The organism is Microbacterium shaanxiense (assembly GCF_054779995.1).
Map to the genome: position 1 here is coordinate 895205 of NZ_BAAGXE010000002.1, position 19975 is coordinate 915179.

Sequence of the window (19975 nt, forward strand, 5' to 3'; positions counted from 1 at the left end):
CTCGGCATACGCTGCATCGATCGGTGCCGCGGATGCCGAGAAGTGTCGCGCGTGGCGAGTCCCCTCGAGGGCTCAGTGCTGTGCTGCGCGCACCGCGACGGCGACGGGGTCGACCGCCAGGTGCACGCGGTCGCCGAACGCCGGATGCTGGTGGGCATCGTGCTGCACGTGCACCAGTTCGCCGGCATCCGTCTTCACGAGCGTCCTGCGCATGCTGCCGAGGAACGTGCTCTCCTCCACGACACCGCTGACAGCGGCATCCGTCTCGCCGGCGAACCGAAGGTTCTCCGGCCGGAGGAGCAACTCGACCCGGCCCTGGGCCGGAGTGCTGGTGGGCAGCTCGCGACCCCAGACCGTCACGCGATCACCCGCGGCGACGCCGGAGACGACGCTGGAGAGTCCGACGAACGCGGCCACGTGCGCGGTCGCGGGTCGCAGGTAGAGCCCCTCAGGGGTGTCGATCTGGTCGATGCGGCCGGCATCCATCACGGCGATCCGATCCGACACCGCCAGCGCCTCCTCCTGGTCGTGGGTCACGAACACCGTCGTGATACCGAGGCGCAGCTGGATGCGGCGGATCTCGTCACGCAGTTGCACCCGCACCTTGGCATCGAGCGCCGACAGCGGCTCGTCGAGCAGCAGCACGCGCGGCTCGGTGACGAGTGCGCGCGCGAGCGCGACGCGCTGCTGCTGACCGCCGGAGAGCTGGTGCGGATAGCGATCGGCGAACCCCTCGAGCCCGACGAGCGCCAACGCGTCGAGTGCGCGCCGCGCCGCCGCAGCCTTGCCGACGCCACGTCGTCGCAGCCCGAACGCGGTGTTGTCCTCGACACGCAGGTGCGGGAACAGCGAGTACGACTGGAAGACCATGCCGATGTCGCGCTTGTTCGTGGGGGTGCGAGAGACGTCCTGCCCGCCGAGCAGCACGGCGCCGGCGTCTGCGCTCTCCAGCCCGGCGAGCACGCGCAGCGCGGTGGTCTTGCCGCATCCGGAGGGCCCGAGCAGCGAGACGAACTCGCCGGGTGCGATGTCGAGATCGACACCGTGCAGCACCCGGTTCGCGCCGTAGCTCTTCTCGATGCCCTGGAACTGCACGCGCGTGCCCTCACCCGCCTCCGCGAGCAGCAGGTTGTCGGCGGTGGCGGGAAGAGCGGTCATGGGCGGGCCTTTCGGTCGCCGCGGGCGGCGCGGCCGATGATGAGCAGCAGGACGAAGCAGAACAGCAGTGCGAGCAGAGTGAAGATCGCCGGCGCGTAGGCGTCCTGCTTCCCCACGACGACCATCGCGGTCTGGAACACCTGGCGGTTGAGCAGCGACGCGATCGTGAACTCGCCGAGCACGACCGCGATGGAGATGAGGGAGGCGGCGAGCAGCCCCTGACGGATGTTCGGAGCGAGCACCTTCACGACCACGACCGGCCAGCTCGCGCCGAGAGATCGTGCCGCTTCGGACAGCGTGCGAAGGTCGGCGGCGTCGATGGACGCCTGGATGGAGCGGAACGCGAACGGCAGCACGGTGATGCCGTACGCGAAGGCCAGCGTCCAGGTGCCGGTTCCCAGTGTGCGCCCGATCTGCAGGTAGATCGGCGCGAGCCCGACGACGAGCACGATCGCAGGGATCGAGATCGGCAGCAGCACCGCGAACTCGAAGATCGGCTTCAGCTTCGGGAACCGCAGGTTCACCAGGATCATGGTCGGCGCGAGCAGAAGCAGCACGATCAGCACCGTGATGAGAGCGAGGACGAGCGAGTTGCCCAGGCCCGTCCAGATGGGCTTGATCGCCGCGGATGCCGCCGGATCGAACAGCGCGGCCCAGCGCTCGAACGACAGCCCGCCGTCGGTGCCGCGCAGGGTGTAGAGCAGCGTCGAGACGAGCGGGATCACGAAGAACGCGCCAACGAGCACCCCGATGATCCAGCGGGTCACTGGCGAAGGTCCGAGCCGGTTCATGACTGCCACCTCGCTGCCCGGCGCTGCACCAGCGAGTACAGCGCCATCACGATGCCGACCACGACGATCATGCCCAGCGCCAGTGCGCCGGCGAGGTTCTCGCGGCCGAGCACGGTCTCGCTGGTGAGGGCGGCGCGGATCTGCAGCGGAACGATCTGCGAGCCCTGGCTGGCGAGAGCAGCCGCGGTCGCGTACGACGAGAACGCGTTCGCGAACAGCAGCAGCAGGCTCGCGAGGAACGAGGGCGCGAGCACGGGGACGCCGATGCGCAACCAGAAGCTCGCGCGGGTGCCGCCGAGCGTGAGGTTCGCCTCTGTCCACTGCGGCTTGAGCGCCGCGAGGGCCGGCATGAACGTGATCACCATGAGCGGCACCTGGAAGTAGATGTACGGCATGATGAGGCCCGGCACCTCGTAGAGCCACATGCCGTCCTCGTAGATGTTCATCCCGAACACGTCCTGCAGCAGCAGCGTCATGACGCCCTGCGCACCGACCGTGGCGATGAACGCGAAGGCCAGCATCACGCCGCCGAACTGGGCGAGCACGCCGGCGGCGGCATCCACGCTGGAGCGCACCGCGCCCTGCGGATTCAGGCCGAGCAGGGCGTAGCAGACCAGCGCGCCGGCGACCGCGCCGACGATGGCCGTCAGCAACGAGAGACCCGCCGAGTTCGCGAAGGTGTTCAGCACGACGGGGTCGGCGAGGGCCGTGACATTCGTCCAAGTGAACGCGCCGTCGTCGGTGAAGAAGCCGGAGCCGACGGCGAGGATCGTCGGGACGGCGAGGAAGAGCAGCACGTAGGCGGCGAAGGGGACCAGCCCCAACCACGCCGCGGACATACCGGATCGCCGGACCGTGCGAGCCGGTTCGGCGATCGAGGGGGCGGATGCCGCGGCATCCGCCCCCAGAAGCGCAGTGGTCACTGGACCGCCGCTGCCCACTTCTCGCCGAGCAGCGTGCCGGCGTTCGTCGACTGCTCCTCGGTCGGGACGACGGTCTCGGACGGAACCTCGGGCAGGGCCGCAGCGAGGTCGGCGTCGATCGTGCCGGCCTCGGTCATGGCCTCCATGCGGGCCGGACGTGCGCCGCCCTTGAGCCACAGGTTCTGCACGTCGTCGCTGTAGAGGAACTCCTGCCACAGGCGCGCCGCGGCGGGGTTCGGAGCATCCTTGTTGATGGCCTGGTTGTAGTAGCCGGCGTAGCCGACGCCGTCGAGCACCGCGACCTTCCAGTTCTCGTTGTCGGCACCGGCTGCGGCGTTCAGGTAGTCCCAGTCGAAGACGACGGGCGTCTCACCGCTGGTGATCGTGGCGGGGGTCACGTCGACCTTGAGGAAGTTGCCCGCCTTCTGCAGCTCGCCGAAGAAGTCGATCCCTGGCTGGAAGTCGTCGAGCGTGCCGTCTGACTGCACGGCCGCGAGGCCGACCGCGGCGAACGCGGCGCCTGCCTGGGTCGGATCGCCGTTGATCGCCACAGCGCCCTTGTAGTCGGCGCCGAGCAGGTCGTCGAGCGAGCCGGGCTCGTCGAACTTCGAGGAGTCGTAGCCGATCGACATGTACCCGCCGTAGTCGCCGACGAACAGTCCGCTCGGCTCCTTGAGCGCGTCGGGGATCTCGTCCCAGGTCTGCACCTGGTACGGCGCGAACTGGTCTGTGCTGGAGAGCGCGACGGCGAGGCCGAGGTCGAAGACGTCGGGGGCCGTGTCGAGGCCCTCGTTGGTCTCCGCCGCGGTGATCTCTTCAGCGCTGGAGATGTCGGGCGACTGCTCGTTGATCGTGATCTCGGGGTACCGCTCGGCGAACAGGTCGAGGATCTCGCCGTAGTTCGCCCAGTCGCGGGGGAGGGCGATGACGTTCAACTGGCCCTCGGCCTTCGCCGCGGCCTCGAGGTCTTCGAACGAGCCGAAGTCTTCAAGCGAGGCTGCGGTCGCGGCATCCGCTGCGCCACCGGCGTCACCGGCGCCGTCGCCGGTCGCGGTGTCCGCCGCGCATGAGGTGAGCGCGAGAGCCGCTGTCGCAGCCAGGGCGATGCCGGCGACGAGTCGCGTACGGCGGGGGATGGTTGCCATGAGGGTCCTCTCGGTGCCCGGCCACGGGTAGGCCGGATTCGGGGTTGCGAGAGGAAACTATTGGGCGCGGGTGACGCACGAACGCGCCGCCGGTGAACGGAACGTGTCCGATCTGTGACCGGTGGACTCAGACCGCGTACTTGAAGCCGACGTGCGAGCCCGTGTACCCGAGGCGCTCGTAGAAGCGGTGCGCGTCGGTGCGGGCGGCATCCGAGGTGAGCTGCACCATCGCCGCGCCGAGGGCGGGGGCTGCGGCATCCGCCACCCAGCGCATCACCGCCGATCCGATCCCCGAGGAGCGCAGATCGCTGCGCACCCTGACGGCCTCGACGAGCAGCCGGCGTGCGCCGCGGCGCGCCATTCCAGGGATCGAGGTGAGCTGGAGGGTGCCGACGACGTCGCCCTCGAGTTCGACGACGAGAAGGTCGTTCGACGGATCTGCGAGCACCTCGACGAGTGCCGCCTCGTACGCCGGTCGATCCTCAGCGGATGCCACGTCGCCGCGCGCCGCGCTGATCGGGTCGTCTGCGAGCAGGGCGATCAGAGCATCCGCGTCGGCCGCAGTCGCCCTGCGCAGCACTGCGGCGCCGGTGCGGGAGTCGAAGGGGTGGGGCAGAGTCAGCGCGTCGAGCATGCTCTCATCTTCTCAGGCCACCGCCTCCGTGACGCTTGACAACGACTCGACGCCACCGCCAAGGTGAGAGCCATGGATTCGAATCTTCTGTCCGAGCAGATCTTCTCGACGAGCTCCATCGTCCTCAGCATCATCTACTACGTCATCTATGCGATCACGATGTGGAAGGTGTTCGTCAAGGCGGGCTATCCCGGCATCCTTGCGCTGATCCCGATCGTGAACTGGGTGTTCCTGGTGAAGATCGCGGGCATGTCGGGGTGGTTCGCGCTGCTGTATCTGATCCCGATCGTGAACATCATCTTCGCGATCGTCGTCGCCATCAAAGAGGGGCGCAACTTCGGCAAGGGCGGAGTCTTCTCGTTCTTCCTGCTCTGGTTGTTCCCGTTCATCGGGCACCTCATCATCGGCTTCGGCTCGGCGCAGTACCGGAAGGTCTGATACTCGCGTCGGCGGTTGCTCTCCGCCGACGCCCCCTGTGATCGACGACGCCCCCTGCCGTGAACGCAAATGGCAGGGGGCGTCGGTGCGGAGAGGGGGCCTCGGCGTCAGCGGACGGGATCAGGCCTCGTCGTCCTCCGGGACGAAGTCGACGCCGGCCTCGGCGCGCTGCGCGTCGGTGATCGGCGCAGGTGCGGCGGTCAGCGGGTCGAAGCCGTTGCCGGTCTTCGGGAAGGCGATGACCTCGCGGATCGACTCGGTCTTGGTGAGGTGCTGCAGCACGCGATCCATGCCGAGAGCGATTCCGCCGTGCGGCGGGGCGCCGAACTTGAACGCATCGAGCAGGAAGCCGAACTGCTCGTCGGCGACCTCATCGGTGATGCCCATGACCTCGAACACGCGCTTCTGCACGTCTTCGCGGTGGATGCGGATCGATCCGCCACCGAGCTCGGACCCGTTGCACACGATGTCGTACGCGTAGGCGAGCGCCGAAGCCGGGTCGGTGTCGAAGGTGTCGGCGAACTCGGGCTTGGGGCCGGTGAACGCGTGGTGCACAGCGGTCCAGCTGCCTGCGCCGACGGCGACGTCACCGGATGCCACGGCATCCGCCGCCGGCTCGAACATCGGCGCATCGACCACCCACGTGAACGCGAACACGTCGGGGTCGAGCAGGCCGAGGCGGCGTCCGATCTCGACGCGCGCGGCGCCGAGCAGCGCTCGGCTGTCCTTCGCGGATCCGGCGGCGAAGAACACGCAGTCGCCCGCCGCGGCACCGACGAGATCGGCGAGGCCGGCCTTCTCGGCATCCGAGAGGTTCTTGGCGACGGGGCCGCCCAGCGAGCCGTCTTCGTTGAAGAGCACGTATGCGAGACCGCGGGCGCCGCGCTGCTTCGCCCAGTCCTGCCAGGCATCGAGCTGCTTGCGCGGCTGCGATGCGCCGCCGGGCATGAGCACGGCGCCGACGTAGTCGGACTGGAAGACGCGGAACGTCGTGTCCTTGAAGTACTCGGTCGCCTCGACGAGCTCGAGACCGAAGCGCAGGTCGGGCTTGTCAGAGCCGTACTTCGCCATCGCGTCGGCGTACGTGATGCGCGGCAGCGGCGTCTGCACCTCGACGCCGATGGTCGCCCACATCGCGGGGATGAGGTCCTCCATCAGGGCGATGACGTCTTCCTGGTCGACGAAGCTCATCTCGATGTCGAGCTGCGTGAACTCCGGCTGCCGGTCGGCGCGGAAGTCCTCGTCGCGGTAGCAGCGGGCCATCTGGTAGTACTTCTCGACGCCGCCGACCATGAGCAGCTGCTTGAACAGCTGCGGGCTCTGCGGCAGGGCGTACCAGCTGCCGGGGTGCAGGCGTGCGGGCACGACGAAGTCGCGGGCGCCCTCCGGAGTCGACTTCGTCAGGGTCGGGGTCTCGACCTCGAGGAAGTCACGGGCGTGCAGCACATCGCGGATCGCCTTGTTCACGTCGGAGCGCAGGCGAAGAGCGGATGCCGATGACGGGCGCCGCAGATCGAGATAACGGTGCTTGAACCGCACGTCCTCGCCGATCGTGTCGGCGTCACCGAGCCCCGTGGACACCTGGAAGGGGAGGGGAGCGGACTCGTTGAGCACCTCGACCTCGGTCGCGATGACCTCGATCTCGCCCGTGGGCAGGTTCGGGTTCTCGTTGCCCGCAGGACGCGCTGACACCGTTCCCGTCACCTTCAGCACGAACTCGCTGCGCAACGGGTGCGCCGTCTCCTCATCGCGGATGACGACCTGCGCGATGCCTGAGGAATCGCGCAGATCGATGAACGCGACGCCTCCGTGATCACGACGACGATCGACCCAACCCGAGAGGGTGACGGTCTGACCGATGTGCTCGGCTCGCAGGGAGCCGGTCGTGTGTGTGCGAAGCATCCCACCATTCTAGGCGGGTGCTCGCGGGCATCAGAGGCGGCCTCCCTAGACTGGGGCCATGCCCGCCGAACGTCTCCATCTGGTCCGCCACGGCGAAGTGCACAATCCGGGCCGCGTGCTCTACGGACGGCTCCCGCATTACCGGCTCAGCGACGACGGGCGGCGGATGGCGAAGGACGCCGCGGAGTACATCGCCGGCCTCGACCGGCCGGTCACCTCGTTGCGCTGCTCTCCGCTGGAGCGCACCAGAGAGTCCGCCGAGCCGTTCACCGAGCTCTTCGGCCTTGACCCGGTGATCGATGAGCGCGTGATCGAACCCACCAACGTCTTCGAGGGCACGCGCATGAGCCGCTCGCTGCGCGATCCCCGCAACTGGTGGCATCTGCGACGGCCGTCGTTGCCGAGCTGGGGCGAGCCGTACGTCTCGGTCGCGGCCCGGATGGAAGACGCACTGCACAGCGTCTGGCGCGACACCGTCGACGGGGACGCCGTGATCGTCTCCCACCAGGCGCCCATCTGGATCACGCACCTGCACTTCGCGGGACTGCCGCTGCGGCATGACCCGCGCACACGGCGGTGCGCGCTTTCGAGCGTCACGTCGTTCGAGCGCGTCGGCGACGTCTGGCGCGAGGTGGCGTACGCCGAACCCGCATCGACGAGCGATGCCGTCGACGTCGGCGCCGTCTGACCTGGGGCCCCTACCAGGGTGGGAGACGACTCGATACTCCCGTGTGATGCGGCGGCCGAGGCCGCGACCCTAATCTCCTGACACGGCCGGACGCACCGGCCGCCGGATCGCGCATCCAGACTCGCGCGTCCAGAGGAGAACTCATGACCATGGTCGCCGACTCGCAGCTCGGTCCCGTTCGTCAGACCTATGCGCGCAAGGGCGATTTCCCGCCGGTCGCACGCGCCTACACGCAGATCTCGCAGCGCGTGCGCGAGGCGGGACTGCTGCGGCGCACACCGTGGTTCTATCTTCTGCTGGGCGCGGCTCTGGCTGCGGTCTTCGCAGGGCTCGTCGTCGGCTTCGTCCTGCTCGGCGACAGCGGATTCCAGCTGCTGATCGCCGCCGCGCTGGGCGTCCTCGCGACTCAGGTCGCGTTCCTCGCCCACGAGGCAGCGCACCGCACGATCCTGGAGACGGGGCCGGCCAACGACAGACTCGCCCGCGTGCTCGCCGGGCTCGTCGGCCTGAGCTACTCCTGGTGGGATTCCAAGCACAGCCGTCACCACGCGAACCCGAACCGCGTCGAGCACGACCCGGACATCGAGGTCGACACGATCTCGTTCCTCGACGCGGATGCCGCACAGGCCAGAGGCCTTCGCCGCTGGATCACTCGTCGGCAGGGCTGGCTGTTCTTCCCGCTGCTGACGCTCGAAGGCATCAACCTTCACTACCTCAGCCTGCGCCACCTCGTCTCCCGTGGCCAGGTGAACAATCGCGTGCCGGAGCTGACCTTCCTCCTGATCAGGCACGCCGTAGTCCTCGGCGTCCTGTTCTGGATGCTGCCTGTCGGGCTCGCGTTCGCTTTCATCGGCGTGCAGCTGGCGGTTTTCGGCGTCTACATGGGCGCGTCGTTCGCGCCCAATCACAAGGGGATGCCGGTGGTCGCACCCGAGGCGAGGCTCGACTTCTTCACCAAGCAGGTGCGCACCTCGAGGAACATCTCCGGCGGTCGGTGGGTGACGTGGTTCATGGGCGGGCTCAACCACCAGGTCGAGCACCACCTGTTCCCCTCGATGCCTCGTCCGCATCTCGCCGCTGCGCGCAAGATCGTCAGGGAGCACTGCGTGAGCAACGGCGTCCCCTACACCGAGACGACCCTGGTGCGCTCCTACGGGATCGTGATCGCGTACCTCAACCGGGTCGGACTCGCAGCGAGGGACCCGTTCGAATGCCCGGCGGTCGCACAGTACCGGCGGGCCTGAAGCCTGCATCCTGAGTACCCCGGAAACCGTGAGGAAACGGCACCTCCGATGGACGCGAAATCACCCGCGGTCATCCTAATGTCGAGTCAAGAAGTCGAACACTATGAAAAGGACGTGGACGATGACCGGTACGGCATCACACGAGCATTCGACGGAATCGCTGAGGGTCCTCATCGCGACCGACACGTTTCCCCCGGACATCAACGGTGCGGCGAGGTTCGCCCGCGACCACGCCGTGCGCCTGGCCCGCCGTGGCCACGACGTGCATGTGATCGCGCCGTCGGCCACGTTCTCCGGGCATTCAGGGGTCACGATGATCGATGACCAGCTGATCCGGACGCATCGACTGCGCAGCGTGAAATGGCCGGCGCACGAGTGGCTGCGGGTCGCGCCGCCCTGGGAGGTGCGTCGGCGCGTCGGCCGCATCCTCGAAGAGATCCGACCCGATGTCGTGCACGTCCAGTCGTTCATCGGCATCGGGCGCGGCGTGGCCTACGAAGCGCATGCGCGCGGGATCCCGATCGTGGCGACGAACCACGTGATGCCGGACAACCTCGCCTCCGTCGGTGGGCTGCCGTCGCGCATCGTGCCGGTCGTGACGAGGCGCGGCTGGAACCTCGCGGCCGCCGTGTACTCGCGTGCCGACATCGTCACCAGTCCCACCCCGATCGCCGCCGAGTACCTGGAGCGCAGCATCGGACTCGCCTCTGTCACACCGATCTCGTGCGGCGTCGATCTGCAGCGGTTCACGCCGAAGCAGGCGAAGCCGGTCCGGCCAGGGATCCTCTTCGTCGGGCGACTCGACCCCGAGAAGAACCTTCCGACGCTGCTGAGAGCGATCGCGTTGATCGACCAGGACGTCGATGCGCATCTCGACATCGTCGGCGGGGGCTCGGAGCGATCAGCGCTGGAACTGCTCGCCGCGCAGCTCGGGGTCGCGGATCGTGTGCGTTTCCACGGGCGCGTGACGGATGAGGAACTCGCGGAGCTGCACCATGAGGCGACGGTCTTCGTCATGCCGTCACCGGCTGAACTGCAGAGCATCGCGACTCTTGAGGCGCTCGCGTCGGGAACTCCCGTCGTGGTCGCCGATGCGATGGCCCTCCCGCACCTCGTCCACAACGGCGTCGAGGGATACCTCGTCGCGACGTACGACGCCCAGGATTTCGCCAGGCGGATCGCGAGCATCCTGACCCTGCCGGAGGACGAGTACGAGGCGATGAGCGCGCACGCCGTGCGGCGCGCGGCACAGCACGACGCGACCACGATCGTGCGTCGTTATGAGGATCTCTACCGGGGTGCGGGCACCCGCCGCTCGGCGCGCACAGAGTACAGCTCCGCGCGCACGGAGTACAGGGGCCGCATAGATTCCCGCGTCTAGACTGAGAGCGTGCCACTCGCCTCGACGATTCGACCGATTCGCAGCGGCCGCTCCTCACGCACCCGACGCTCCGCCCGGGTAGCAGGAGCCGCGCTCGCCGCGCTGTTCGCCGTCGCTCTGACGGCCTGTGCGCCGGACCCCGTCGCACAGCAGTACCTCTCCGGTGACGGCAAGGGCTACATCTCGGCCGACGGCGCGGTAGTGGAGATCGCGCCAGAGGATCGAGGGGAGCCGATCGTGTTCGGCGGCGTGACGGAAGACGGCGAGGAGTTCAGCAGCGAGGACATCGCCGGCGACGTCACCGTCGTGAACTTCTGGTACGCGGGCTGCGCCCCGTGCCGGGCGGAGGCGAAGGATCTCGAATCCGTCTGGCAGTCGAACGCGGAAGAGGACGTCTCTTTCATCGGCATCAACATCTACGACCAGGCCGACACGGCCAAGGCCTTCGCCAAGACGTACGGTGTGACCTACCCGAGCGTCCTCGACGTCGACAGCGGCGAGGCCAAGCTCGCGTTCGCCAGCGACGCTCCGCTGCAGGGGACGCCGTCGACGCTCGTGCTGGACAAGCAGGGGCGCGTCGCCGCTCGCATCGTCGGCCAGCTCGACGGCCCGTCGATCCTCTCCACGCTCGTCAAGGACGCGCTCGCGGAGAGCGCGTGAACACACAGGAGCTGATCGGCTCAGGAGCGCTCTGGCTCGCGATCCCGATCGCGATGCTCGCGGGGCTCGTCTCCTTCCTCTCTCCGTGCGTGCTTCCGCTCGTGCCCGGCTACCTCGGATTCCTCGGGGGAGCAGTGGCGCCGCGTTCGTCGAACGGGGCGGCCGTGCAGACCGGTCGAGGACGCCTCGTGCTCGGCGTGCTGCTGTTCATCCTGGGCTTCGCCGTGGTGTTCGTCGCATACACGGCCCTCAGCGGTACGGTCGGCGTCTTCCTGCTGCAGTGGGGCGACATCATCACCCGGGTCCTTGGCGTCGTGGTCATCCTCATGGGGCTCGTGTTCCTCGGACTGTTCGGGTTCATGCAGCGCGAGTTCCGTTTCCAGGTGGATTCCAAGGCCGGCATCATCGGTGCCCCGCTGCTCGGGATCGCGCTCGGCATCGGCTGGGCGCCGTGCATGGGTCCGACGCTGGCGGCCATCGTCGCGCTGTCGATCAACGTCGGCGATCCGGTCCGTGCCGGCTTCCTCGGTCTTGCGTACAGCCTCGGCCTCGGCATCCCGTTCCTGCTCGTCGCTCTCGGCTTCGGCTGGGCGACCAGGGCGGTCGGATTCCTGCGCCGCCACATCCGGGTCGTGAACATCATCGGCGGCGTGATGCTGATCCTGCTCGGCGTGCTCATGGTCACCGGGATCTGGACCGGCATCATGTCGCGTCTCGGGGCGGTGATGGGCAGTGTCATCCTCCCGCTCTGATTCCCGCGCCGACCAGAAGGATGCCGTGACGTCTTCCGACCCGCTCCGTCCGTCCGATCACATCGACGGCGACGACTCCGCCATCACGCAGCCCCGTCTCGGGTTCGTGGGATGGCTGCGGTGGGGCTGGCGACAGCTGACCTCGATGCGCACGGCGATCATCCTGCTGCTCGTGCTGGCGATCGCGGCGATCCCCGGCTCGATCTTCCCTCAGCGCATGGCCGACCCGAACGGCGTCACGCAGTGGGAGAGCGACAACCCCGACCTGTTCCCCGTGCTCGACGCGATGAGCATGTTCGACGTCTACCTGTCGCCGTGGTTCTCCGCGATCTACCTGCTGCTGTTCATCTCGCTGGTGGGCTGCGTGATCCCACGCATCAAGCATCACCTCAAGGCGCTGCGCGCGCGTCCCCCGCGCACTCCCGCACGACTGGGCCGTCTCGAGGATCACCGCGAGGTGACAAGGGAGGCGGCGGATGCCGACGCCGAAGCCGCCCGATCGATCGACGTCGCCCAGAAGCAGCTCAAGGCGCTCGGGTACCGCGTCGAGCGCTACGACAACGGCCGCACGTACTCGGTCTCGGCCGAGCGCGGGTACTGGCGCGAAACAGGGAACCTCGTCTTCCACCTCGCGCTCGTCGGCGTGCTGCTGGTGGTGGGCATCGGCGGGAGCTTCGCGTACACAGGGCAGCGCGTGGTCGTGGAGGGCCAGACCTTCGTCAACACGCTGCTCGACTACGAGTCGATGAACCGCGGTCGCTTCGTCAGCGACGACGCGCTGAGCCCGTACGCGATGACGCTGGACTCGTTCGACGTCACGTACCAGGAGTACGGATCCGCGGCATCCGGTCAGGCCGGGGACTTCTCGGCCAACGTCTCGGTGCGCGAGAACGGCGAGACGCGCAAGGAATCCGTGCGCGTGAACCATCCGCTCGGCGTCGCGGGCGACAAGATCTACCTGCTCGGCAACGGTTACGCTCCCACGATCACCGTGCGCAACTCCGACGGCGACGTCGTCTACAACAACTCGGTGCCGTTCCTGCCGCAGGACACGAACCTGACCTCGCTCGGCGTCATCAAGGTGACCGACGGCATGCCGGAGCAGCTCGGGATCGCGGCCTTCTTCTACCCGAGCGCAGCGCGACTCGAGACGGGCGCGTTCGCGTCCGCGCACGGCGACCTCCTCGCCCCGCTTCTCACGCTGGACGTGTACGAGGGCGACCTCGGCATCGATGAGGGCACGCCGCGCTCCGTCTACGTGCTCGACACGGAAGAGCTCACGAAGCTCACGGGGCGCACCACCGATGTCGACTCGATCGAGCTGGCGCCGGGGGAGACCGCTGATCTGCCGAACGGCCTCGGGACGATCACCTTCGAAGACGAATCACCTGCGGGAGCGACCGACTACACCGAGTCGGTGAAGCGTTTCGTTTCGCTTCAGATCCATCATGACGACTCGGCGGTGTGGGTGCTCGTGTTCGCGCTGCTCGCGCTCGCCGGGCTGATGCTCGCGCTGTTCGTTCCCCGCAGGCGCATGTGGGTCAAGGCGACGTCCTCCGACGGCGCGGTCGACCTCGAGTACGCCGGACTCGCCCGCGGCGAGGACCCGACCCTGGGCGCGGCCGTCGACGACCTCGCTGCCGGACACGCGCGGCTGCTCGATGCGCCCGGCCGCTCCCGCACCACTGAGAAGCCCCGAAAGTAGACTGGCACCATGCCCGACCTCGATTCCCTCTCGATCCTGTTCGTCTGGACGGCGATCGCGATCTACGCCGCAGCCTTCGTCGCGTACGCGTTCGATCTCGCACGTCGGTCGGAGGTCACCGCTGATGCGCGCCTCGCGCGCGAGACGGCATTGGTGGGTGCGGGGGGCGCCGATGCGTCCGGTGCGGCACAGGATGCGGCATCCGCCGAACCCGCCAAGCCGCGTTATGTGATGGCGCGCATCGGCACGACACTGACGGGCCTGGCCTTCGTGTTCCATCTGGCGGCCACGGTCCTGCGCGGCATCGCCGCCGAGCGCGTACCGTGGGCGAACTTGTACGAGTTCGCGATGATCGGCACGCTGCTGGTCGTGCTCGTGTACCTGGTGGTGCTCACTCGCATCGATCTGCGCTTCCTCGGCACCTTCATCACCGGCCTCATCGTCGTGCTGATGGGCGCGGCAGCGGTGAGCTTCTACGTCGGCGTCGTGCCTCTGATGGATCCGCTCAAGAGCGTGTGGCTCGTGATCCACGTGTTCGTCGCCTCGCTCGGCACCGCGTTCTTCGCCCTGACGGCAGCGCTGTCGATCCTGCAGTTGATGCAGCACCGCCGCGAGCGGCGCATCGCCGAAGAGGTCGAGAAGCCCGGGCCCCGATTCCTTGCGACGCTGCCGGGGTCGGAACGCCTGGAAGGGCTCGCGTTCCGCTTCGCGATCGTCGGCTTCATCCTCTGGACGTTCACTCTGATCGCCGGCTCGATCTGGGCGCAGGACGCGTGGGGCCGTTATTGGGGCTTCGACGTCAAGGAGACCTGGACCTTCATCATCTGGGTGCTCTACGCGGGATACATTCACGCCCGTGCGACTCGCGGCTGGCGCGGGAGCCGCTCGGCGTGGCTGTCGATCATCGGCTTCACCGCGGTGATCTTCAACTTCACGATCGTCAACGTGTTCTTCAAGGGATTGCACGCATACTCCGGCCTGAGTTGAGCAGGGCTCACCCGAGCGGGAGCACCTCGTGGTGCTCGACACCGCCTGTGTACCAGACGAACTCCGCTTCGCTGACGACCTCGGTGGGGCGCTGGTCGTACTCGCGCGTCACCGAACGTGCGAGAGCGGACCATGCGTCCGCCCCGAGCGTCCTCGCGTAGACGACGGAGAGATGGAAGGTCCAGTCGTCGACGGGCCGCTCATCGAGGCGGCGGAAGTCGGTGCCGGTGAGAGCGTCCGTGAGCGTCGCGTAGGCCGAGACGACGGATGCCGTGCGCGCGAGCCGCGCGATCACGATCTGCCACGGCGCGGGAAAGGTGTCGATCGCGTCGGTCGTGATCTCGATCGGATGCTGCGCAGCAGCCCATGCGCGGACGACGGCGCGCAGGTCCTCCAGGCGCTCCGGCTCGTAGAGCCCGCGGAGCGTGACGTGCCCCGTGTGCGGGTGCGTGGTTCCGGCGGGGAGGGTCGGGCGCACAGCATCCTGAACCGCCCGGTAGTCGGCGGCGACCGCCGCGGTCGGGCGCAGGACCAGGTATTGCTGCCCTTCCAGAGACGCGAGCTGCTGGGGATCGTTCATGAACGGACGGCGCATCCACCGATGCTAGGGCCCCGCCTCCGTCGAGGCGCCTCCATCTCACGTATGTGACGTCGAAAGGAGGAAAACGCCTGTCACACACGAGGATGACCGGCGTTTTCCTCCTTTCGAGGCGCGAAGCGCGGGTGTCAGGCCGGGGCGAGCACGGCCTTCGCGGAGGTCGTGCGGCGCACGGCGACGATCAGCGTCGTCGCGATGAGCGAGAGCACTCCCCAGACGACGAGGGCTGCCACTGCACTGCCGTTCGCCGCGATCAGACCGCTGAAGGCCGGAGCCGTCGGCAGTGCCTGACCGATCGAGGCCAGCCAGCCGGGAACCGTCGAGATCAGCCCCGTGGCGACGGCGACGACTCCGATCAGTGCGCTGACCCAGCGTCCGATTCCACCGAACAGTGCGACGAGGGCCTGGTTCACTGCGGCGAACGCGATTCCCGCCATGACCGCGGTGCCCGCGAAGGCCCACCATGCCGCAGCGTCGTATGCCGCCACGAACTGCACGATGAGCGCGACGAGCACGCCCTGTCCTGCGCCGATCGCGGCTGCGGGCGCGAATGCGCGCAGTGCGAGTCCCGCCGACGAGCGTCGCGACGTCAGCGTGCGCGCGGTGTGCGCCCGCATGACGATGAACGATGCCAGGCCGCCGAACCACAGCACGACAGCCGCGAGCAGCGGAATCGCCGTCGGACCGAAGATCGTGTTCATCGACGAGTTCGACGACACGGGGTCGGCGATGACGGATGCGAGCGACGACGACTCCTGATCGTCGAACGAGGGGAGCGACTCGGATGCTGTCTTGAGCCCGCCCGCGAGGTCACCGGTTCCGGTGGCGAGCTTGTCCACGCCCGACGCCAGCTCGGCTGCACCGTCGCTGAGCTGCGTCGCACCGTCGCTCAGCGCCACGGCGCCTGTGCTCAGGGAGTTCGCGCCGGCCGCGGACTGGTCCGTGCCATCCGCAAGCTGATAGAGGCCGTCAGCGAGGGAGAGCGCGCCGTCGCCGGCGGTGCGCAGCTGTGAAGTGAGCGTTGCGGAAGCTTCGGTGTTGAAAGCTCCGAGGCCTGAAGCTGTGACTTCGGCCGTCTGCGCTGCGATGGCGGCGCCCCCCTGCAGCTCCGGCATCGAATCGATCGTCGTTCGAAGACCCACGCATAGCGGATCGCTCGTCTCGCGGCCCTCGCACGCCGCCCAAAGTTCATTGAGGCCGCCAGCGAGTTTGTCGACGCCGCTCTTCACCTGGGCGGTTGCGCTCTGCGTCCCGTTCACGCCCTGGAAAAGTTCACCAGGAACGAGCCCGTTCTGCTCCAGCGCCGCCGCCCCTGACGTCAGCCCCGCGCCCAGCTCGCTCGCACCGTTCGCTGCGTCCCGCGTGCCGGACGAGATCGTGCCGAGACCGCCGGCGAGCTCTGACGCCCCCGTGCCCAGCTGCGACGCACCGTCGGCGAGCTGCGTCGCACCCTCGGGAAGCGCAGCCGCGCCGTCCGCGGCGCTGCGCGCACCGGTCGCCAGTTCCTGCGCACCTGTCGCTGCTTCGCCGATCTGGTCGCCGATCGTCGTGAATCCGACCAGCACGTTCTCCATGGTCGCCTCAGACAGCATCGTTCCCATGGTGGATGTCGCGACGGACGCGATCTGCTGCGTGATGAGGTCATCGGCGACGAGTCCGTCATCCGGCGTCGTGACCTTGATCGTCGCCTGCTCGGCGGTGCCGCCGCCGTCCGAGATCGCCTGACCCGAAGACGTGGCCGCGGCGGAGAACTCGGCGGGGATCGTGATGACCGCCTGGTAGCTGCCGTCGGCGAGCCCTTCTGCGGCATCGTCCTCGTTGGAGATGACCCAGGTGAGGTTCGAGTCGAGCTCGTCCGAGCCCTCGACGAGGCCCGACGCCAACTGGCGTCCGAGCGGCGTGTACTGGTCATCGATCGTGACCGGCTCGTCGAGGTTCACGATGGCGGCGGTCATGGTGTCCAGCCGCTCGGTCGGATTCTGCAGCGCCGCGACGAGGATGCCGCCCACAGCTGCCGGCAGCAGCAGGATGCCGAGGATCGTCAGCCACGTGATGGGTTTGCGCGAGCGGGCGCGCTCGATCGAGAGAGTCATGCGTTCACCTCGGTGGAGTCGGATGTGTGTCGAGGCCCCCTCGTATCGTCGACGCCCCCGCTGGGACGCGCGTCGGGGAGGGGGCGTCGATCACCAGAGGGGGCGTCGACGGAAGGGCGGAGATCGACGACGGATGCGTCTGGCCACGCGGCCTCGGCGAGGATCGTGCGGGCGAGTGCGGGGTCGGATGCCGTCGCGAACACGGCGAGCCGGCTCGAGGTGCCGGCATCCGCCCTCGCCGCCGCCGCAGCCGCAGCATCCTGCAGCATCGCGGTCGCCTGATCGCGCTGGCCGCCGGTGAAACGGTCGATGCCGTCGATCACGACGAGAGTGGGCGCTCCGCGAAGTGCCTCGCGGAGGTCGATCAGCGCGGCATCCGCATCATCGACCAGCACGCAGCCGACGTGATTGCGCACCCACGCCGCCCGGCCGGGAAGCAGGTGCCCTGCGACGCGCAGCCTTCCCGCATCCGGGGCGAGCCTGCCGGCGATCGCCAGCGCGAGCGCACGGCGCACCCGGCTGTCGCGACCGGTGGCGATGAGGGCCTCGCCGGCGGCGACACGCAGCGTGACGTCTTCCAGGATCGGCGCATCCGCGCTCAGCACGAGGTCGTCCGCCGCGACGATCGAGTCGTCGCCAGGCCAGGCGAGAAGGTGCCGTTCGCGTTCGACCGCCTCGCCCTCGATGTCGACGCTGGGCAGGATCCTCTCCAGCCAGGCGGGGATCTGCCATGCGCGCTCGCCGAGGATCGCCATGAGTGCGGGGATCAGCGTCATGCGCACCAGGAACGCATCGATCGCGATGCCGGCCGCGAGCCCCAGTGCGATCGGCTTGAGCGATGAATCGCCCTCGGGCACGAACGCCACGAACACCGCGAACATGATGAGTCCGGCAGCGGTGACGACCTTCGCCGAACCGCTGAATCCGCTGCGCACGGCGCGCAGCGCGGCCGCGCGTCGATCGGCGCGGGACGGCGACTTCGAGTCAGGGTCGTGCACGTAGTCCTCGCGCATGCGCGACACCAGGAACACCTGGTAGTCCATCGCGAGCCCGAACAGCACGCCCATGAGGATGATCGGCATGAAGCTGATGATCGGGCCGACCTTCGCGACGTGCAGCACGTCGGCGAACCAGCCCCACTCGAACACGGCCCCGACGACACCGAACGCCGCGACGATCGACAGCAGGTAGCCGAGGGCAGCGGTGATCGGCACCCAGAGCGAGCGGAACACGATCGTCAACAGGATGAGCGACAGGCCGATCACGAAGACGCCGAAGGGCAGCAGGGCGTTTCCGAGCTGGTCGGAGATGTCGATGGCGACAGCGGTGAAACCGGTCACCTTCACGTCGATGCCGAACTCGTCGAGCCACTCGTCGTGATGCGAGCGCAGTTCTCGGACCAGATCGCTGGTCGCGGGGTCGTCCGGCGCGGTCTCGGGGATCACCTGCACGATCCCGGTGTCGGCGGTCTCGTTCGGAGTGGCGAGCGCGACCTCCTTCACGCCGTCGATCTCGGCGACGGCATCCCCGAGGTCTTCCATGAGCGTGAGCGGATCGGTGGAGGTGACGATGGTTCCCGTCAGCACGAGAGGGCCGTTGAAGCCAGGGCCGAACTCGTCCCCGACGAGATCGTAGCTCTGCCGAGCCTCGTCATCGGCGGCGAGCACGCCGGCGTTGGGCAGTGCGAGATTGAGGCTCAGCGCGGGAACGGCCACGATGCCGAGGCCGATCACGACCGCGAGCGAGGTGAGGATCGGATGCTTCGTCACGCCGCCGACCCAGCGCTCGCTGAATCCTCGGCGGGGCTTCGCTTCCTTGCCCTTTTTGGGGGCCTTGACCTTCTTCGGGCGGCCCACGATGCGCCCCTTCAGGAAGCCGAGTACAGCGGGCGTCAGCGTCACGGCGATCGCCACGGCGACGGCGACCGCGACGGATGCGGCGATGCCCATGGTCGTCAGGAACGGGATGCCGGCGAAGCCGAGCCCGATCAGGGCGATCAGTACCGTGATGCCGGCGAACACGACGGCGGAGCCCGCAGTGCCGACGGCGCGTGCGGCCGATTCCTCCGGGTCGACGCCGTCGCGCACCTGGTCCTGATGCCTGGCCATGATGAACAGCGCATAGTCGATGCCGACCGCGAGCCCGAGCATCAGCGCGAGCAGCGGCGTGGTCGATGACACCGACGCGAACGCCGTGGCGGCGAAGATGCCGGCCATCGAGATGCCGACGCCGAGCATGGCGGTGAGCAGGGGGAGCCCGGCGACGACGAACGACCGGAACGTGACGATGAGCACGAGCAGGGCGATGACCACGCCGACGGCTTCCGTGAGGGTCACTCCCGGGATCGAGATGGCGAACAGATCTCCGCCGAGCTTGGTCTGCGAACCATCGGGCAGCTCGCCGGCGAGCGTGTCGACCGAGGCGGTCAGTGCATCCTTCGTCTCCGCCGAGACGTCGGTGGCCTGACCGTCGAACTGCAGCTGGACGATCGCCGCGGTCTCGTCCTCGTTGATCATCCCCTCGATCATCTCGTCGTAGGGAGAGGTCACGGCGAGGACGCCGTCGAGGTCGCTCAACTCGTCCACAGCATCCGCGATCGGCTCGCGATACTCGTCATCCGTGATCGAATCGCCGTCCGCGGCGACCACGATGAACTGCGCATTCGTGCCGCTGACCTGCGGGAACGAGCGCGAGAGCTGCTCGAGGCCGTCCTGCGACTCGGTACCGGGGATGCTGAAGGAGTTGTCGGTGCCCTGATTGAGCACGAGCGCACCGCCGCCGGCGACGCCGAGGATGATGAGCCAGGCGACGAGCACGCGCCACGGATGACGGAACGACCAGCGTCCGAGTGACGACAGGAGAGTGGACACAGATTC

At 68.2% G+C, this 19975-nt stretch carries 17 protein-coding genes; 8 read left to right on the forward strand and 9 right to left on the reverse strand.

From position 1 onward, the window contains the following. Positions 1-72 precede the first annotated feature (72 nt). The 5 genes from ACYVG2_RS09315 to ACYVG2_RS09335 form a co-directional block, all read right to left on the reverse strand. Positions 73-1158: an ABC transporter ATP-binding protein gene (locus ACYVG2_RS09315; protein WP_460780700.1), complete on the reverse strand. Its 1086-nt coding sequence runs from the start codon at positions 1156-1158 to the stop codon at positions 73-75. Then, entirely contained in the window at positions 1155-1949 is a 795-nt protein-coding gene (locus ACYVG2_RS09320; RefSeq protein WP_460780702.1) for an ABC transporter permease, read from the reverse strand. Before ACYVG2_RS09320 ends, ACYVG2_RS09315 begins: the two co-directional genes overlap by 4 nt. Further along, positions 1946-2890, reverse strand: coding sequence for an ABC transporter permease (locus ACYVG2_RS09325; RefSeq protein ID WP_460780703.1), 945 nt, complete (start codon positions 2888-2890; stop codon positions 1946-1948). Before ACYVG2_RS09325 ends, ACYVG2_RS09320 begins: the two co-directional genes overlap by 4 nt. After that, entirely contained in the window at positions 2869-4017 is a 1149-nt protein-coding gene (locus tag ACYVG2_RS09330) for an ABC transporter substrate-binding protein (RefSeq protein WP_460780704.1), read from the reverse strand. Before ACYVG2_RS09330 ends, ACYVG2_RS09325 begins: the two co-directional genes overlap by 22 nt. 127 nt (positions 4018-4144) lie before the next feature. After that, positions 4145-4651, reverse strand: coding sequence for a GNAT family N-acetyltransferase (locus tag ACYVG2_RS09335; protein WP_460780705.1), 507 nt, complete (start codon positions 4649-4651; stop codon positions 4145-4147). A gap of 72 nt (positions 4652-4723) precedes the next feature. Here ACYVG2_RS09335 and ACYVG2_RS09340 point away from each other — a divergent pair, with 72 nt between their 5' ends. Then, positions 4724-5089, forward strand: a complete 366-nt coding sequence (locus ACYVG2_RS09340; RefSeq protein ID WP_460780706.1) for a DUF5684 domain-containing protein — start codon at positions 4724-4726, stop codon at positions 5087-5089. A 120-nt stretch (positions 5090-5209) separates the two neighbouring features. Here the strand turns inward: ACYVG2_RS09340 and aspS are convergent, their stop codons facing one another. After that, entirely contained in the window at positions 5210-6991 is a 1782-nt protein-coding gene (gene aspS / locus ACYVG2_RS09345; protein ID WP_460780708.1) for an aspartate--tRNA ligase, read from the reverse strand. 58 nt (positions 6992-7049) lie between these two features. On the opposite strand from aspS, the gene ACYVG2_RS09350 reads away from it, so the two are divergent. The 7 genes from ACYVG2_RS09350 to ccsB all read left to right on the forward strand — a co-directional run bounded on the left by ACYVG2_RS09350 (position 7050) and on the right by ccsB (position 14408). Further along, on the forward strand, positions 7050-7679 hold the full coding sequence (locus ACYVG2_RS09350) for a histidine phosphatase family protein (protein WP_448966310.1): 630 nt from the start codon (positions 7050-7052) through the stop codon (positions 7677-7679). Between the two features lie 143 nt (positions 7680-7822). Next, a complete protein-coding gene (locus ACYVG2_RS09355) occupies positions 7823-8923 on the forward strand; it encodes a fatty acid desaturase family protein (RefSeq protein ID WP_460780709.1) in 1101 nt (366 codons plus the stop codon). 121 nt (positions 8924-9044) lie between these two features. Then, complete coding sequence (locus ACYVG2_RS09360) at positions 9045-10304, forward strand: glycosyltransferase (protein WP_460780710.1); 1260 nt, start codon at positions 9045-9047, stop codon at positions 10302-10304. A gap of 9 nt (positions 10305-10313) precedes the next feature. After that, positions 10314-10964, forward strand: coding sequence for a TlpA family protein disulfide reductase (locus ACYVG2_RS09365; RefSeq protein ID WP_460780711.1), 651 nt, complete (start codon positions 10314-10316; stop codon positions 10962-10964). Next, on the forward strand, positions 10961-11716 hold the full coding sequence (locus tag ACYVG2_RS09370) for a cytochrome c biogenesis CcdA family protein (protein WP_460780712.1): 756 nt from the start codon (positions 10961-10963) through the stop codon (positions 11714-11716). The genes ACYVG2_RS09365 and ACYVG2_RS09370 overlap by 4 nt, the downstream gene beginning before the upstream one ends. Positions 11717-11741: 25 nt before the next feature. Then, a complete protein-coding gene (gene resB / locus ACYVG2_RS09375; RefSeq protein WP_460780713.1) occupies positions 11742-13421 on the forward strand; it encodes a cytochrome c biogenesis protein ResB in 1680 nt (559 codons plus the stop codon). A gap of 9 nt (positions 13422-13430) precedes the next feature. Further along, positions 13431-14408, forward strand: a complete 978-nt coding sequence (gene ccsB, locus ACYVG2_RS09380; protein WP_460780714.1) for a c-type cytochrome biogenesis protein CcsB — start codon at positions 13431-13433, stop codon at positions 14406-14408. A gap of 7 nt (positions 14409-14415) precedes the next feature. On the opposite strand, the gene ACYVG2_RS09385 is transcribed toward ccsB, so the two are convergent. From ACYVG2_RS09385 to ACYVG2_RS09395, 3 genes are all read right to left on the reverse strand, one after another. Continuing rightward, the gene (locus ACYVG2_RS09385; RefSeq protein ID WP_460780715.1) at positions 14416-15003 is read right to left on the reverse strand and encodes a 2'-5' RNA ligase family protein; all 588 of its coding nucleotides are present in this window, start codon (positions 15001-15003) and stop codon (positions 14416-14418) included. A gap of 131 nt (positions 15004-15134) precedes the next feature. Continuing rightward, positions 15135-17099 (reverse strand): YhgE/Pip domain-containing protein, encoded by a 1965-nt coding sequence (locus ACYVG2_RS09390; protein WP_460780716.1) that lies wholly within the window; start codon positions 17097-17099, stop codon positions 15135-15137. Continuing rightward, a complete protein-coding gene (locus ACYVG2_RS09395) occupies positions 17096-19969 on the reverse strand; it encodes an MMPL family transporter (RefSeq protein WP_460780717.1) in 2874 nt (957 codons plus the stop codon). The genes ACYVG2_RS09390 and ACYVG2_RS09395 overlap by 4 nt, the downstream gene beginning before the upstream one ends. Positions 19970-19975: the final 6 nt, after the last annotated feature.

Coding starts and splice junctions, on each gene's coding strand:
- ACYVG2_RS09320 (WP_460780702.1), bottom strand. CDS start 1,949: ATGAACCGGCTCGGACCTTCGCCAGTGACCCGCTGGATCATCGGGGTG.
- ACYVG2_RS09350 (WP_448966310.1), top strand. CDS start 7,050: ATGCCCGCCGAACGTCTCCATCTGGTCCGCCACGGCGAAGTGCACAAT.
- ccsB (WP_460780714.1), top strand. CDS start 13,431: ATGCCCGACCTCGATTCCCTCTCGATCCTGTTCGTCTGGACGGCGATC.
- ACYVG2_RS09315 (WP_460780700.1), bottom strand. CDS start 1,158: ATGACCGCTCTTCCCGCCACCGCCGACAACCTGCTGCTCGCGGAGGCG.
- ACYVG2_RS09340 (WP_460780706.1), top strand. CDS start 4,724: ATGGATTCGAATCTTCTGTCCGAGCAGATCTTCTCGACGAGCTCCATC.
- ACYVG2_RS09360 (WP_460780710.1), top strand. CDS start 9,045: ATGACCGGTACGGCATCACACGAGCATTCGACGGAATCGCTGAGGGTC.
- ACYVG2_RS09355 (WP_460780709.1), top strand. CDS start 7,823: ATGACCATGGTCGCCGACTCGCAGCTCGGTCCCGTTCGTCAGACCTAT.
- ACYVG2_RS09385 (WP_460780715.1), bottom strand. CDS start 15,003: ATGCGCCGTCCGTTCATGAACGATCCCCAGCAGCTCGCGTCTCTGGAA.
- aspS (WP_460780708.1), bottom strand. CDS start 6,991: ATGCTTCGCACACACACGACCGGCTCCCTGCGAGCCGAGCACATCGGT.
- ACYVG2_RS09335 (WP_460780705.1), bottom strand. CDS start 4,651: ATGCTCGACGCGCTGACTCTGCCCCACCCCTTCGACTCCCGCACCGGC.
- ACYVG2_RS09390 (WP_460780716.1), bottom strand. CDS start 17,099: ATGACTCTCTCGATCGAGCGCGCCCGCTCGCGCAAACCCATCACGTGG.
- ACYVG2_RS09330 (WP_460780704.1), bottom strand. CDS start 4,017: ATGGCAACCATCCCCCGCCGTACGCGACTCGTCGCCGGCATCGCCCTG.